The organism is Pseudoalteromonas amylolytica, assembly GCF_001854605.1.
Lineage (GTDB): Bacteria > Pseudomonadota > Gammaproteobacteria > Enterobacterales > Alteromonadaceae > Pseudoalteromonas > Pseudoalteromonas amylolytica.
On the sequence record NZ_MKJU01000031.1, the window covers coordinates 84,939 to 100,998 of the forward strand.

General features: G+C 42.1%; 15 protein-coding genes. 8 read left to right on the plus strand and 7 right to left on the minus strand.

The features are described 5' to 3' along the window. Positions 1-18: 18 nt before the first annotated feature. Positions 19-942: a universal stress protein UspE gene (uspE, locus tag BET10_RS18130; RefSeq protein ID WP_070987097.1), complete on the plus strand. Its 924-nt coding sequence runs from the start codon at positions 19-21 to the stop codon at positions 940-942. Positions 943-1,007: 65 nt separating this feature from the next. Here the strand turns inward: uspE and ttcA are convergent, their stop codons facing one another. From ttcA to BET10_RS18160, 5 genes are all read right to left on the minus strand, one after another. Next, a complete protein-coding gene (gene ttcA / locus BET10_RS18135; RefSeq protein WP_070987099.1) occupies positions 1,008-1,901 on the minus strand; it encodes a tRNA 2-thiocytidine(32) synthetase TtcA in 894 nt (297 codons plus the stop codon). A gap of 222 nt (positions 1,902-2,123) precedes the next feature. Next, complete coding sequence (locus tag BET10_RS18140; RefSeq protein WP_070987101.1) at positions 2,124-3,140, minus strand: response regulator; 1,017 nt, start codon at positions 3,138-3,140, stop codon at positions 2,124-2,126. Next, entirely contained in the window at positions 3,141-5,717 is a 2,577-nt protein-coding gene (locus BET10_RS18145; protein WP_276204903.1) for a response regulator, read from the minus strand. A 520-nt stretch (positions 5,718-6,237) separates the two neighbouring features. Then, positions 6,238-6,900, minus strand: a complete 663-nt coding sequence (locus BET10_RS18155; protein ID WP_096348966.1) for a DUF2987 domain-containing protein — start codon at positions 6,898-6,900, stop codon at positions 6,238-6,240. Next, positions 6,890-7,711, minus strand: coding sequence for a glucosaminidase domain-containing protein (locus BET10_RS18160; protein WP_070987107.1), 822 nt, complete (start codon positions 7,709-7,711; stop codon positions 6,890-6,892). Before BET10_RS18160 ends, BET10_RS18155 begins: the two co-directional genes overlap by 11 nt. A gap of 214 nt (positions 7,712-7,925) precedes the next feature. Here BET10_RS18160 and BET10_RS18165 point away from each other — a divergent pair, with 214 nt between their 5' ends. After that, entirely contained in the window at positions 7,926-9,215 is a 1,290-nt protein-coding gene (locus BET10_RS18165) for an anti-phage deoxyguanosine triphosphatase (RefSeq protein WP_070987108.1), read from the plus strand. Between the two features lie 86 nt (positions 9,216-9,301). Here BET10_RS18165 and BET10_RS18170 read toward each other — a convergent pair whose 3' ends face one another. Further along, positions 9,302-9,736, minus strand: coding sequence for an exonuclease III (locus BET10_RS18170; protein WP_070987151.1), 435 nt, complete (start codon positions 9,734-9,736; stop codon positions 9,302-9,304). 446 nt (positions 9,737-10,182) lie between these two features. Between BET10_RS18170 and BET10_RS18175 the strand changes: the two genes are divergently transcribed. The 5 genes from BET10_RS18175 (at position 10,183) to rlmA (ending at position 14,255) form a co-directional block, all read left to right on the plus strand. Next, positions 10,183-10,623 (plus strand): type 2 periplasmic-binding domain-containing protein, encoded by a 441-nt coding sequence (locus BET10_RS18175; protein WP_070987109.1) that lies wholly within the window; start codon positions 10,183-10,185, stop codon positions 10,621-10,623. Between the two features lie 14 nt (positions 10,624-10,637). Continuing rightward, positions 10,638-11,774, plus strand: a complete 1,137-nt coding sequence (locus BET10_RS18180; protein ID WP_070987110.1) for a porin — start codon at positions 10,638-10,640, stop codon at positions 11,772-11,774. A gap of 242 nt (positions 11,775-12,016) precedes the next feature. Continuing rightward, positions 12,017-12,826 (plus strand): exodeoxyribonuclease III, encoded by an 810-nt coding sequence (xthA, locus tag BET10_RS18185; RefSeq protein ID WP_070987111.1) that lies wholly within the window; start codon positions 12,017-12,019, stop codon positions 12,824-12,826. A 2-nt stretch (positions 12,827-12,828) separates the two neighbouring features. Then, entirely contained in the window at positions 12,829-13,455 is a 627-nt protein-coding gene (locus BET10_RS18190; RefSeq protein WP_083330603.1) for an energy-coupling factor ABC transporter permease, read from the plus strand. Then, positions 13,452-14,255: a 23S rRNA (guanine(745)-N(1))-methyltransferase gene (gene rlmA / locus BET10_RS18195; RefSeq protein WP_070987112.1), complete on the plus strand. Its 804-nt coding sequence runs from the start codon at positions 13,452-13,454 to the stop codon at positions 14,253-14,255. Before BET10_RS18190 ends, rlmA begins: the two co-directional genes overlap by 4 nt. Before the next feature lie 10 nt (positions 14,256-14,265). On the opposite strand, the gene yfbV is transcribed toward rlmA, so the two are convergent. Continuing rightward, entirely contained in the window at positions 14,266-14,712 is a 447-nt protein-coding gene (gene yfbV, locus BET10_RS18200) for a terminus macrodomain insulation protein YfbV (RefSeq protein WP_070987113.1), read from the minus strand. A 150-nt stretch (positions 14,713-14,862) separates the two neighbouring features. Here yfbV and BET10_RS18205 point away from each other — a divergent pair, with 150 nt between their 5' ends. Then, the gene (locus tag BET10_RS18205; protein ID WP_070987114.1) at positions 14,863-16,059 is read left to right on the plus strand and encodes an acetate kinase; all 1,197 of its coding nucleotides are present in this window, start codon (positions 14,863-14,865) and stop codon (positions 16,057-16,059) included. Position 16,060 lies beyond the last annotated feature (1 nt).

Here is a 16,060-nt window from a genome sequence, read left to right on the forward strand (position 1 = left end):
CACGTTAAGGAATTCGCGATGGACAAAATTAAACGCATTTTAGCCGTTATTGACCCAACCAAAGCGCAACAAGACAGCCTACAGCGCGCGATTACGCTGGCCAAGAAGACAGGTGCTGAAGTAACCGCATTCTTATCAATTTATGATTTCTCTTATGAAATGACCACCATGCTTTCCAAGGACGAACGTGAAGCTATGCGTGACGCTGTTATAAAAGACAGAGAAGGATGGATAGACGAGATCTTAAAAAATGTTCAGGGGATCAACATACATAGCCAAGTGCTTTGGCATAATCGACCCTATGAAGCGATTATAAAGACTGTTATCAAAGATGATTATGATCTTGTCGTCAAGGGCACACATCAACATGACACCTTAAAATCGGTTATCTTTACCCCCACCGATTGGCACCTCATCCGCAAGTGCCCAGCACCGGTTTTATTGGTTAAAGATCAAGACTGGCCGGCTCACGGTCATATCCTTGCAGCGGTTAACGCGGTCAGTGACAATGAACAACATTTAGAGCTTAACCGCCGTATCATCAGTGATGCACAGTTTATTTGCCAGCTTGCCAATGCAAAGCTCAGTCTGGTGAATACCTACCCTGCTACGCCGGTGAACATTGCCATCGAAATACCCGAGTTCAACCCAACGCAATATAATGAAGCAGTTAAAAAACACCATGAAGAGGAAACCTTCGCGCTAGGCGCATCCTTCTCCATCGCACAGAGCGATTGCATCGTTAAAGAAGGCTTACCAGAGGATGTCATCCCTATGGTCGCAAAAGAGAAAAAGTCGGAACTGGTAGTAATAGGTACTGTTGGGCGAACTGGGCTTAGTGCAGCGCTCATCGGTAATACCGCAGAGCATGTTATCGATAGTCTAGACTGCGACGTACTGGCACTGAAACCTGATGGTTATAAAAGCCCACTGGAAGACTAGTTAAAAAAGCCCCTCAAACGAGGGGCCTTTTTCATCTAAAACGAACTAACCTCTGCGGAGGTTTACTAGATATTTGTAACGTCAATGAACAGCGACTCATCAATGTTGGTGGAAGACACAACGGCTTCAGAGAACTCATATTCCTGACGCTCTTCACTTCTGTCTAAAGGCAGGTTTTCAAAATCAAACAATGCTTTGTCAGCAAGCTGGCTTGGGCTCACGTTCTGCATTGATTTAAAGATATTTTCCACACGTCCTGGAGTTTTCTTATCCCATTCAACTAGCATCGCTTTGATATTTTGGCGTTGTAAGTTTTCTTGTGAACCACATAAATTGCATGGAATAATTGGAAAGTCTTTGTGCTGTGCATAGCGGATCAAATCATCTTCACGACAATAAGTAAGTGGGCGAATAACCACATTACGTCCATCATCTGAGCGTAGTTTGGGTGGCATGCCTTTGAGGCGCGCACCATGAAACATGTTCAAGAATAATGTTTCAACCATATCGTCCATATGGTGACCCAACGCGATTTTCGTCGCACCGATTTTTTCCGCAAATGAATACAAGGTGCCACGGCGCAAGCGCGAGCACAAACCACAGGTGGTCTTACCTTCAGGAACCTTCTGTTTTACCACTGAGTAAGTATCCTTATCAACAATGTAATATGGAATGTTCAGTGATTCAAAGTACTCTGGAAGAATATGCTCAGGAAATCCAGGTTGTTTTTGATCCAAGTTCACCGCTACAACCTCAAAAGAAATAGGGGCGACCTTTTGCAATTGTAATAGAATGTCCAGCATAGCGAAGGAATCTTTACCACCACTGATACAAGCCATCACTACGTCACCTTCTTCAATCATGCCGTAATCTGTAATGGCGTTACCAACGTTTCTTCTCAGTCGTTTTTGTAGTTTGTTAAATTCAAAAACTTCTTTTCGCGTATCTGTTTGACTCATCTACCTAACCCACATAGCCAGTGGTACTGACTAAATTTGCAATGGAAATTCAAGGGCGGCAATTATACGGATTTTTTACGTTTTGAACTAGCTTAATCTCTCTCTGATCACTCAGAAATTGCTATGTTTTTAAAAAAGGTGAGATGTTATCGCGCGTATATAATGTACGTCATAGACCCTAGGTAAACGCTTTTGTTAATGTTTACCACGGGTATTTAAGGATTAGCAAACTTCTTTATCACCACCGCCACTGAGGCGGAGCTCTTCCAAGTCCCACTTTTCTTTAATTTCCAAAACTTCAGGTATCAGACTAAGAAACAGTGCGACAATTTCTTTATCTAAATGATTCAAAGCCATTTCTTGCAGGGTTGAACAGACTTTATCGAGCGGCCATGGGTCTTTGTACGGCCTTTTCATCGTGAGGGCATCAAACACATCAGCAACTATCCGAGCCGCCTCGGGGATATCGTGCCCTTTAAGACCTTTTGGATATCCTGAGCCGTCCCATTTCTCGTGATGGTACAAGGCGATTTGTGCAGCTAACTTAAAAACAGGATCCTCACTGCGACTTAGAATATCGTAGCCAATTTGTGAGTGACGTTTCATTATTTCCCACTCATTGACGTCTAACTTTCCAGGCTTTTTCAAAATTGCGTCGGGAATTCCTATCTTTCCAGTGTCATGCATTGGGGCTGCAAGCTCCAATAGCTCAGCACTATTTTCACTCCACCCCAAATGAGTCGCTATAAGCCGAGAGTATGCGGCCATGCGCCATATATGTACCCCTGTATCACTGTCATTGTAATGGCCAGCATCCGCAAGCATAAAAATTGCGGCCCGTTGACTTGCTTCCAATTTTGATGCTCTTATCAAAGACAAATGGGTCTTCACTCTCGCTCTTAAAATTACGGTCGATATCGGTTTAGAAATATAGTCAACACCACCCACGTCAAAACCCTTTTGCTCATCATATTCTCGATCCAGCGAGGTAACAAATATGATAGGAATATGCTCAAGCTCCGGAATTTCCTTAAGTCTCACTGCAAACTCAAAACCACTCATACCTGGCATTTCTACATCAGATAGAATCAAAGATGGACCATGCTTTAATGCTGCCTCTAAGCCTTCTTCGCCGTTGCGGGCAAATACCAATTTATAAGTATCTTTGAGAGCCTGATGTATTAAGGCTAAATTACTCGGCTCATCATCAATACAAAGTATGGGGCATGAAAATGGCATCTAACTATTCCTTGAGTTTATGTACGCTTTAACAATTGTCTCTGCACGGCGAAAATCAAACTCACTTAAACAGGTATTAATACTACCCACTAGTTCATCTGGAAGCAGTTTATTAACCTTATTGAGTGTTTTTTCTACTTCATCAGGGTTATCACTTTTAAGTGTTTTGAGCACTCTTTGACAGGCGTGTTCTGTTTCATGAGTAAACTCCACCACTTTCAAATTTGACTTCGGCTTTATCTGTCTGTTCTCAGACAAGTAGGCTCTCACTAATTCAATGGTTTCACCCATACAAAGTGCTAGTTGCTTCAGCTGCGAAGAATAATCCCCACTATCTACTTGTAAAGCTTTCTCTAATTTCGTTGCCAGCTGCCACAGTGGCTTTAATTCCAAAGCGCCTGCTGAGCCTCTAAGCTTGTGACACAGACGTTTAGCTTCCGTTTTATTGTCTTTGTCCAGTTCATCCGAGATCCGTTGAATATCATTTTCATGGTGTTCTAAAAACACGGCTAACTGGCTTTGATAACTTTTCTTATCTGACCATTTTTTCAGGCCTAAACTTTCACTAAAATACGGTATGTTGAGGTCTTCATCTTGTTGGTTATCATTTGGTTCCACAACATTATATTGGTGCTGTTTTTTAGCACAGCGTACAACCGCACCAATGAGTTCCTCAACATCAAATGGTTTTGGTACAAAGTCATTCATACCAGCTTGAATTGCAGCATCTCTATCGGCTTTAAATACCGCCGCAGTCAATGCGATGACTGGGATGTCTCTGAGCTCTTTATTTTGTTTGATTTCCCGCGTAGCAGCATAACCATCCATGACAGGCATTTGAACATCCATTAAGATCACATCAAATTTCTTGGGAGCTTTTACTAGTATCGAAAAAGCCATAGAACCATTTTCAGCCAACTCCACATGAGCACCTTCACTACTTAAGATATTTTGCGCGACCATACGGTTAATCTCATTATCATCAACCACTAGAATCGTTAATCCCTCTACCCGCTTTGCTTGTGAGCTCACTATGTTATTTTTTAGCCCTCCACGACGATTTTTAATTTCCAGTAAAGTGTTGTACAAGCTAGAGCTTGTCACCGGTTTGGTAATGACCGCGTCTATCAATTTGCTTGCTGGGTTATCATATAATTTGTCTCTATCAGCAGCGTTGACCATTAATATGATCGGGATATCAAAATCTGGCATCTGCTCATGAATCGAAGTTGTCACTGATAAGCCATCAATACCGGGCATACGCCAATCAATTAGCAATACATCAAACGCTGACCTGCCACGCTTTTCAAATTTGTCTAACGCGCCCTTTCCTGAAGATGTAGACTCTGGGCGCCAGCCTAGACTCACCGCTGTGTCCACTATCAAAGACAAAGCGACATCATGATCATCCGCTATAAGAATCCTTTGATGCAACATATGTGGCATGAAGTTGGTAGCTGGATCAGATAGTGGGAAAGTAAGTTCAAAGTAAAACTCACTCCCAATACCCTCTTCACTGAACAGTTGTAAATCACCGCCCATTAGGCTGACTAATTGTTTACTGATGGTCAGGCCAAGTCCCGTGCCACCAAATGTACGGGTAGTCGATACATCGACTTGAGAAAATGCGTTAAAAATAGCTTTTTGTTTCTCTTGTGGAATACCAACACCAGTATCTCTCACTGAAAAGCGGATCCGCACCTTTTCATTGTGTATATAGCCATTAACCAGTGCCATGCCAACCACTACCTCACCGCGCTTGGTGAACTTCAAGGCGTTGCCTGTTAAGTTAATCAGTACTTGACCAAGTCTTAGTGGATCGCCTTTTAAACTCTCAGCACCTTGTGGAATAGCCGACATAATCACTTCGATAGGCTTATCACCCACGGATGAGGACATAATATTAGCAACGTTATCCATGACATCGGCCAGTTGAAACGGTACACATTCTATATCTAAGCGATGTGCTTCAATTTTTGAGAAGTCTAAAATATCATTGATAATGCCAAGCAGGTTTTCGCCTGCATGATGGATTTTCTGCACCATATTGAGCACAGTTGGTGATAATTGCTGTTTTTGTAGCAGATATGTCAAGCCAAGTATGGCGTTCATTGGTGTCCTGATTTCGTGGCAAATGTTTGCAACAAAGTTACTCTTCGCTTCACTTGCCTCGACCGCTTTTTTGCGAGCCAGTTCTAATTCCTTGGTACGAACTTTTACCTTATCTTCTAAGGACTCGTTCAGTTCGCTCAACAATGACTGAGTTTCTTTTTGTACTCTTATATCTCTAATGATTGCTGCAACACCTATCATTTTTTTACCATACACCATGATTGGCGAGAGCGTAATGGATACATCAATACGGTTAGCTTCTGAATCGTTAGCAACAATGTCAAAAGGTTCCATCAAGTTATCGTCTAAGTTTTGTATGCCTTTGAGCGAAATTTTCGAGCAATCAGGTGGAACAAATAGGTCGTAAATTGATTTGTTAATTGCTTCGTCTTCACGAAATCCAAATATCTTCTGCGCTGCATGATTCCAGCTGGTCACAATGCCATTTAAATCCATACTGACAATGGCATCGGAGGACCCTTAATAGCCTCATACTTGTATTTTGCCTCTAACAAAGCGTTCTTCTTGTTGACATTATTCTGATATACAGCCCCAACCAGTACGACAACTAAAGTAAACAATACCACCAACATAATTGTTTTACTTCGTCGATTAGCAACAATTTCTTCCAACAGCGGCCGAGGCACTGATACAACCAACGTCAGATACCTTGGCGCACCTGAATAAGAAAAGAATAGGTTTTTTTGCAAATACAATATGTGTGGCTATCGAGTATAAAAATCAACACGATTCCTAGTAGCACCACACACGCGACAAACATACCAAACGCACGGTATCTAAATAACCTTTTAAGTCTACTCATATACTGTAATACGCTGAACATGGTAGGGCCGTCCTTTGATTTATCAGCCTCTGTTAGGTGTAGCAAAAAGCGTCTAGCCTTGCCATTGTTCGGTTCAATTCTAGTGTTGATATAAAAGAATATTTGGCTCAACGGACGTTGAGCCAAGAATGGATGTCGTTGCTATTTACTGATCCATGGAGTGACTTGAACAATGTCAACCGTGGCATTGGGGCTGTTGAACATCTGTGGAGCATCTTGCCATGCATCATTGACCTCAAACGTACAGTTCGATTGAGCACATTGAACTTGTGGATCATCAAAAGTCACAGGCCGTGAGAATGTGATCTTCACCCCCTTTTGTTCAGGCAGTAAAAAGCCCATTAACTTACTGACAAAAAAGCCTGATAGGTCAGAAAGCAGTTCGTTAAATTCGCTATGAAGTTGATAGATGTCCGCTTTATTTAAGTTCTTTGCGCTAAAGTGGTCAGCTTCAATTTGGAACTTTAATTGGCAGTCATGATTTGGGTTTTCCGGCTCAATAACAACAACCGCTTTATCTTTATCAAGTTGCTTGTCGTAAGGTAACAGCAATTGTGCCTGATTCGTGTAAGTCAGTGGTGACGAAGAATTTTCAGTAACGATTTCACCCTTTTTCACTTTACAAGGTTCAAGGGTCGCGATGTCTACAATGTAAAAATTAACACGAGCAAACTCAAAGTTACCCTTCTCAACGACTTTTAACCGATCATAGAATCCATCGTAAGACACAACAAATTCCTTTGCATTTGCAGAGCCCCCAACAAAGGCAAGTAAAGTTAATAGTACAAAACAACTATTCTTCATCAAAATAGTCCTTGTTATGGCGGATCATATCATTGAGTTCTTCTACGTAAGCATCACCACGCTCTGAATAAGCAACGAGTCCCTGAGTCAATAAAGTCGCTTCGATAGGCAGTTTATTAGCTCTAAGCTCGGCTCGCTTTTCACGCAATTGACGATAAGCATCATGTGTATTGATATTTCTAAAGTATGATTTCACTGCTGCACGTACTGACTGGAATGCGGCGACTTCATGCGCAGCTTCATCATTTCTGTCTCTAGGCACCATGCCACACCCTTTTTTGTAGCACCATTGCCCAAAGAAGTTTAAACCTATTCTAGCAAACCGAGAGGTTCCCCAAGCTGATTCATTAGCAGCTTGCATCAGTGCCAGTTCTCTTGGAATAATATCTACATGCTTGAGTGCTTCTTGTACATTTTCTACAGTAAACTCTGCATCATCTAGCCGATAGTAAGCAAAAATATTGTTAAGCTTTTTTGTTTGCGCTTCAGTTAGCGCTTCGTCCATTTGCAGCATCATCAAGGCTATTTCTAACGTTGCGCGTTGCTGTCTAATTTTCGTATTTTCAGCAATAACATGGGGCTTTATGAAGTCAAAAAAACGTTGCTTTTTCTCTTTTACATCCGTAACACTACCAAAATCAGGCAGCTTTACGTTGTGTAATGGCTTTTCCACAATCTTTGGAGCACTTGGTTTTTTAGGTTTAATTTTCTGCTCTGAGGTCAGCGGAGAAGTTGTTTCATACAAAAACGGATAGCTCAATGCCCAAACCGACACTAAAAATATAACTAATTGAATAACTCTGACTTGCATGTGTGTCCTCTGTGTTAGTGTGCCAGTCTTGTCCATTCGTTAGACTGTAAGTTTTAGAACTAGCTTGCTAGTATCGGTATACAAGCACACAACTCTTTATTTTTTACGTAATAAATTGGCCCCGCATTATACTTAAAGTAACAATTAAACGCGAATTACAGTTCGCTCATCGTCTTTAAGTATAGCAGTCGACTATTTATTGTACGGAGCAACCATGCAAACAGTTTGGCAGCAAAGATTGTCAGAACAACATAAGCACCGACCAAATGACAATCGCTCACCGTGGCAGGTGGACAGGTCAAGAATTATTCATGCCGCCGCATTTAGGCGCTTACAAGCGAAAACTCAAATTATGAGCATCGGCGTAAATGATTTTTATCGAACACGCCTGACCCACTCTTTGGAAGTTTCACAAATCGGCAGCGGTTTATTAAGACACCTAAGAATTGCCAATCCAGAGTTTGAGCACTTTCCATCAACCAGTTTAATAGAAACGCTTTGTCTTGCGCACGATATTGGCCACCCTCCATTTGGCCATGGTGGAGAAACGGCACTGAATTATCTGATGAGAGATTACGGCGGTTTTGAAGGGAATGCGCAAACCCTCAGAATTGTGTCTAAGTTGGAACCATACAGCAAAGGATATGGTATGAACCTGACACGCCGAACCTTGCTAGGGTTTGTGAAATACCCAGCTATTATCGATCAATTGTGGTTCAATAAACCCAGTCACGACCCCAGCCAACGCTTCATTAAAGCCAATGACTGGCTGCCTGCGAAAGGGGTATACCATTGCGATAGCGACGTATTTAATTGGATCATAGAACCGTTTACAGACTCAGACAAAGCGCTTTTGCAACAACATCAGGTTATCGACCAATATCGCTGTAAAACCCTATTCAAATCTTTGGACTGTGCAATTATGGAGCTTGCGGATGATATTGCCTATGCCGTACATGACCTTGAAGATGCGATAGCGACAGATACGTTAACCTTAGCAGATTGGACACTCTATGCGGAGCCTAAGCTGATAGCGCTTAGCTCACCTTGGTTAAAGCAAAATTTGACGCGGCTGACGCAACGGTTGTTCTCTCAAGACGAAGCCTATCGTAAAGATGCAATTGGAGAACTGGTAAACCTATTTATTGTAAACGGCGCATTAAATATTCAAAACCCAGATTTTGAATCACCACTGCTTCGCTACAAGGTCACCTTAGATAACGAGTTTGCGGACATTTTGAGTATTCTAAAAATATTTGTCTTTGAAAGATTGATAAGAGAGCCAAAAATGCAACAAATAGAGTTTAGTGGGCAAAATCTACTCATTGACTTATTCAGTGCATTGGCGAGCGATCCAATGCGCTTATTGCCTTACACAACTCAGGAGCAATATCAAAACACGAATACGACCAACGAAAAAATGAGAGTGTTGGCTGATTATTTAAGCGGTATGACAGATGAATATGCTCGGCGAACTCACAAACGACTATTCGCCAGTGAATAAAAAAACGCCAGGTATTTTACCTAGCGTTTTTTTATTGTTGCCAACGTCAGGTAAAAACCTGAGCATTCGTCAACGCATCAATAAGATTAGATAGCGGCTTTACCGTACTGTTTAACAAATTCTCTCACAGGTAAGTTATTACAACGTAGGCTGCGAGCTTTGTGACCGTGAATTGCAATACTGGCAACACCATTTTTAGCAGCCTTAATACACAGCTCTGTTTCTGTAGAGGCTGTTTTAGCTACAAGCGCCACAGCTGTGTCTTGTGTCTGTGCTTTAGCTAGAGCTGCTTGTTTGGCGATGTCGCGTACATCTTCACCATTACATACTAATGTTTTTGAAAAGCGAGAGATATTGATACCGTATTTCTGTGCTTCCGTACGTGCGGCACTGAGTCCTTGTTGGGCAGCTATCACACAAACTTTTGATTCTGGTGATGCGTTTGCAGCTGAATATTCAACCTGAGCAGACACAGAAGTAATGGTAGAAAGTGCAACAACTAAAGATAATGACTTAAACATAATATACCCAATATGAACGAATTTGCGCGCATTATATAGCCAATATATCTCTTGTAAATGATATAAGTATTCTTTTTTGCTCATTTAATAGACTATTTACATCTATGTAAAACGTTCAGCTAGTCACGCTAACAACTATTCATATTTTTACAAGTCCAGCCTAACTATTAACCTTTCCTCGCGAAGCTGAATACCACATTTTTAGGCCTGCTTTTGAAGGTGTTGATACCACTCTGGCATACATAAACCTAAAATAGGCACATACTGTGATAACTAAAAACAGGCTAAACAGCCATATTAGCCCAATTAAATCTTGAAAATGCCAAGGTTTTGAAATTTACTTTTTAGCTACAAATACTTGCAAAGCCCTAAACGAAAGCTATTTTTAATTTGTAATAGCAAATTACTTGCTTACAATTCTTTGCAAATCACATAAGGAACACATTATGTTACTGTCCACTAAAAGTATGACGTGGAAAGTTGTTCTTGCAGTATCCACGCTTAGTTTATTTTCTTTGTCTAAAGCATCCGCTGAAGTGTCCATAATCGTTCACCCAAGCAACACATCTACATTTGATCAGGAAACAATTAAAAAGATCTTTCTTGGCAAAACCAAATCATTCACCAATGGCCGTTCTGCAATTTTGATAAGCGCCAGCGCGAGCGACCCAGCTAGTGATGAGTTCAATACCAAAGTGATAGGTAAATCGAGTAGCCAAGTAAAGGCTTATTGGTCAAAAATTTTATTCACGGGTAAAGGGACCCCTCCTCAAGAAATGGACTCCAGCAAAGATGTGATATCTGCCGTGTCTTCAAATCCAGATGCAATCGGTTATGTCGACGCAAGTGCTACGACCGACTCAGTCAAAGTTGTCGCAACATTTTAGGTAGGAGTAAGCATATGAAAACTTTATTAGCCGTGACTTCCGGCATTACGATGCTGATATCATCATCAGCGCTAGCAGACATGCGTATCAGTGGCTATGGCTCAATCATAGCAGGTAAAACTTTAGGAACGGTGGATGACCCGCTTAACCCTGGCCAAACGCGTGACGAAATACTTACCGCTGATTTTTACGATGTTGGCCAGTACGACAACGACATCACCATCAAAGCCGAGTCAATCTTTGCCGTTCAAGCAGTTATGGATCTTGCTGAGAATTTCTCTGTGACCGCACAGCTAGTTGCCAAAGGCGTTGATGATTTTGAACCTGAGTTTGATTGGTACTATGTGACTTATCAGGCAACTGAAAATCTTACTCTGATGGCTGGGCGTCGTAATATTCCCATGTACTATTTTTCAGAGTTTTCTGAAGTCGGCTATGCCTATCCGTGGATGAGACCGCCATCAAATCTGTATTGGTGGCAAGTTACTCAGTTCAATGGCGTACATGCTATGTATGACTTTGAACTCGGCGGCTATTCCAATACCTTAACTTTCTTCTACGGCAATGAATACTCCGACGACAATGTTGAAATGCTCTATTATGACAAGTTATACGGTGGCAGTGCGCGTACAGTTAATGAATATTGGACCGATATTACTGGTATGAACTGGAATATCTCAGGAGATAGCTTCGACTTACGATTTGTGTATTTCCAGAATGACCGCGATAGAGAAACCATTCAGCAAGATGGTAGTATCGACCCCTATACGCCATTCTCGCAAACCTTTGTCGGACTTGGCGGCAACGTTTCGCTTGATAAGTTTACCTTGTTATTTGACTGGAACTTTGTGGAATACGATGATGCGGTTGGCACAGAGTTCCCAACATATCTTGTGTCTTTAGTTTACAACTGGGATGATTATCAGCCTTACATTTCCTACTCAAAAGCGGATCACGAACGCACTAATGTTCCTACCGAAGACTTAGAAGAACACTATGTGTTGAGTTATGGCTTACGCTACAACTTTTTACCTACTGCGGCGTTCAAAATACAGTATGATAAATTTGTAGACCAAGGTCATGCGCCGAGTGGATGGGCTTATCATGGTGATGCACGCGCAATCAGTATGGGCGTGGATTTTGTTTTCTAAACTTGGTACTCGCTCATGATATCAGCTTTTGCTGATATCATGAGCGATCAGCCCTTTATCATTTCAATAACGTAACCTACTTTCTGTGGCCTGAACCGTTTAGCTCACTGTAAATGAGTGATATCATTTTGACGTTGATTCTTCGCTGTCAATTGCCCGACGCTTTACCAAACATTGCATTCTCCATGGCGATAAAGGACAAGACAGCTACTGCATAGTGAAAATAAGGTTACGAAAATAACATGAAAATCATCTCTTTTAATATCAATGGACTTCGAGCTCGAATCCACCAGCTACAAGCCATGATTGATAAACATCAGCCAGACATCATTGGTTTACAAGAAATCAAAGTCCACGATGAAGCCTTTCCACTAGATGAAGTACAAGCGCTGGGCTATCACGTGTACTTTCATGGCCAAAAGGCACACTATGGCGTAGCTTTGCTATCTAAAATGCCAGCCAAACATATCCAAAAAGGGTTTACCACTGACACAGAAGAGTCACAAAAGCGTATGATCATCGGTACTTTTGAAAGCGACTCGGGTAAAGAAGTGACAGTTATGAATGGTTATTTCCCACAGGGTGATAATATTAGCCACGAGACGAAATTCCCTTATAAACGCCAGTTTTATGCTGATCTAATGACTCACCTCAACACTTACTACGATAAAGAACAAGCGGTTGTAGTAATGGGAGACATCAATATCTCACCCACAGATCTAGATATCGGCATTGGTGAAGCCAATCGTAAACGCTGGTTAAAAACCGGCAAGTGCTCGTTCCAACCTGAAGAACGTCAATGGTTAGAAACACTGTTATCTTGGGGATTAAAAGATACATTTAGAGAGCTAAAGCCTGAAGATACACAACAGTACTCGTGGTTCGACTACCGTTCTCGTGGCTTTGACGACAATCGCGGGCTTCGTATTGATGTCATTTTAGCCACAGAGTCATTGATGGCCCACTGTGTTGAAAGCGATATTGACTATGAACTACGTGGTATTGATAAACCTTCTGATCACGCGCCAATTTGGGCCACATTTGAAATTTAAACATGCTGCTAACCATGTTCACGGCGGCTGTTTTTGCCGCCACCTTAAACAGGCACACCTATCAAACGCTACTTAAGCGCCCTGCACGTCAGACTGGCGTGTTTGCCTGCGCATTATGCTTAGCACTTATCTGGCAAATCCAAGCCGGCATTCTAGAGCATCTTAACATTCATATACTTGGTATCACCGCTGCTACCTTAGTCATGGGTTGGCGTTTAGCCGCATTATGCGCTTTACTTGCAAGCCTGCTGCTGCTTTATTTCACAGATTTACCCGTTAATCAATTAGCTGAATTTTTGCTGTTTAGCGCGTTAATCCCCATCTACTTAAGCTATGCGCTTTACCTGCTGTGTTATCAATTTTTACCCAGACATTTTTTCGTCTATATTTTTGTATGCGCATTTCTGTGTGCTGGCTTTGTTGGCGCCGCGAAAATTCTTATCAGCGGAGGTTACTTTTACTTACTTGGCCTGTATGATCTGCCCACATTACTAGATAACTACATGTTTTATTCTGTGATTATATGGTTCCCAGAAGCCATGCTAAACGGCATGGTGATCACATTACTTATCACCTACCGACCTCATTGGGTGAAAACATTTTACGACCAGGAATACTTAAACAAATGACACTATTGTACCGATGCCCATTGTGTTTGGAGCCTCTAAAGCAAACTCAGAACAGTTTGTGCTGTGCAAAGCGCCACCAGTTCGATTTCGCCAAAGAAGGCTACGTCAACCTGCTTCCTGTACAGAACAAAAAATCCAAGCAACCTGGCGACAATCTGCAAATGGTACAAGCCAGAAGAGCATTTTTTGCCACTGACCATTACGTATTTTTAAGACAAAAGCTCGTCGAGATCATCGCAAAGCAAGCACCTAAGACTATGATTGATCTTGGCTGTGGAGAAGGCTTTTACACCCATGCCATCGCAGATGTCATTGATGCACAAGTATATGGTATAGATATTTCGAAGGCGGCGGTTAAGTACGCAGCGAAAAGGTATAAAAACGTTCACTTTGGCGTGGCCTCAATTAAGCAAACGCCGTTTTCTAACCACTGCGCCGATGTACTGTTGAGTGTCTTTGCCCCCATTTTTACACAAGAGCTTCAGCGCCTATGCAATGACAACGGAACCTTAATCATCGTCAGCCCAGGGCCAAAACATTTATTTGAATTAAAACAATACATCTACGATGATGTGCAGCTGCATGAGGTGGTAGAAACGCCACACGGCTTTGCATTACAGGAGCACACGTTATTAGAAGTGCAGCAACAGATTGATACTGATGTGTTAGAGCACTTGATACGAATGACGCCATTTGCTTGGAAGTTTAAAGACAGTCATTATGATGCTTTGCGCAGCGCCAAAACACACGCCATTACACTGTCTTTCTACATCAGTGAGTTTAAAAAAGTGGATAATTAGCAGTTCTGACTTAGAACTGCTCTTTGGTAAATGCCTTGTCCATTTTGTTGAACATATCAGACAACAGCTTTGCCAGCTCTCTATATCTTGGCTTTCTTGAGGTTGAAGGCGCGTCATACCCGTTAGCAACCATTTTGTGATACAGCTCGTTGTACCAACTATTTAGCGATGGGTTCAACGGAGTATCACAACGCTTACCTAACCAAAGCAGACCTTGCACAGGCAATGATAGGAAAAACAATGCCGCCGCTATCGCCTGCGGTAAATACTGTGCACCTAGCTGACTTGTCTGAAAAAACACGGTAAAAATTGCCAATATCGGCATCACTGTCAACGACAATTCGGTTGCCTTTATCACCCTGTATTCAGCAAACATTGGCGCAAGCTCTTTGCGCATGGGCCACTCCTTTGCATATTGGCGTCCAAGCTGCACTTGTGTAATAAGACTATTTTGCATCATCACTCCTAGGTGCTAACTTTAAAGTAAAAATTCAGGTAAAATTATCATTAATAAGTCAATTATACCTTTGTCTAGCGTGTCGCTTATTGGCCACTATGCTTTAAGCTTAATACGCGTTTACTGTTATTGTCAAAACGGAAAGTCATTATGTCATCTTCCCATGTTCTCGTTTTAAACTGTGGTAGTTCAAGCCTTAAGTTTGCCATTATTGATATTCACTCCGGCTCAGAAGTACTTTCAGGGTTGGCTGAGTGTTTAGCTGAACAGCAACCACTTATCAAATACAAATACGATGGCGAAAAACAAACGATCACCCTCAGTGCCGGTGATGCGCATCAAGTGGCTATCACTCGGTTAGTAGAACTGGTCAAACACCTTAATTTAGACAAACAATTGATAGCCGTCGGTCACCGCGTAGTACATGGCGGTGAACATTTTACTCACTCTGTTCGTATCACACCTGAAGTCATTGAAGCTATCAAGCAAACCAGTGCCTTAGCTCCGTTACATAACCCTGCAAACTTACTAGGCATTGAAGCCGCTCAAACCGCGTTTGCTGCCTTACCACAAGTTGCCGTATTTGACACAGCATTTCATCAGAGCATGGAACCTACAGCATTTTTGTATGCTCTACCCTACTCTTTATACAAAGAGCACGGTATTCGCCGTTATGGTTTTCATGGTACTAGTCATTATTATGTATCGACCCAAGCACACAAGATTTTAGGCCTAGATAAAGATAATTCACGTATTGTCAGTGCTCATCTAGGTAATGGCTGTTCCGTGACGGCCATCAAAAATGGTCTTTCTGTCGACACCAGTATGGGACTGACACCACTTGAAGGCCTGATGATGGGCACCCGAAGTGGTGATATTGACCCCGGTATCTTCGCATTTTTAGTGAACCAACTTAAATACTCTCCGACACAGGTAGACTTGCTGTTAAATAAGCAAAGTGGCTTGCTTGGTATTAGTGAATTGTCGAACGATTGTAGAACCATAGAAGAGGCTGCAGCCCAAGGTCATGAGCAAGCGCAATTGGCTTTGGATATTTTCTGCTATCGACTTGCCAAACAGATTGCCGCTTTCGCGGTACCACTTGGTGGTCTAGATACCCTAATCTTCACCGGTGGCATTGGCGAAAATTCCGATGAGATCCGTCGCAAGGTGGTTTCTCAACTAGGGTTCTTAGGCCTTACACTCGACAATGAAAAAAATCTCGCCGCACGCTTTGGTCAACTGGGCATAATAACTACTACAAATAGTCCATGCGCGGTTGTTATCCCAACCAATGAAGAATGGGTTATTGCCACTGATGCAGCAACCATAGCACAGGAGCAATAGT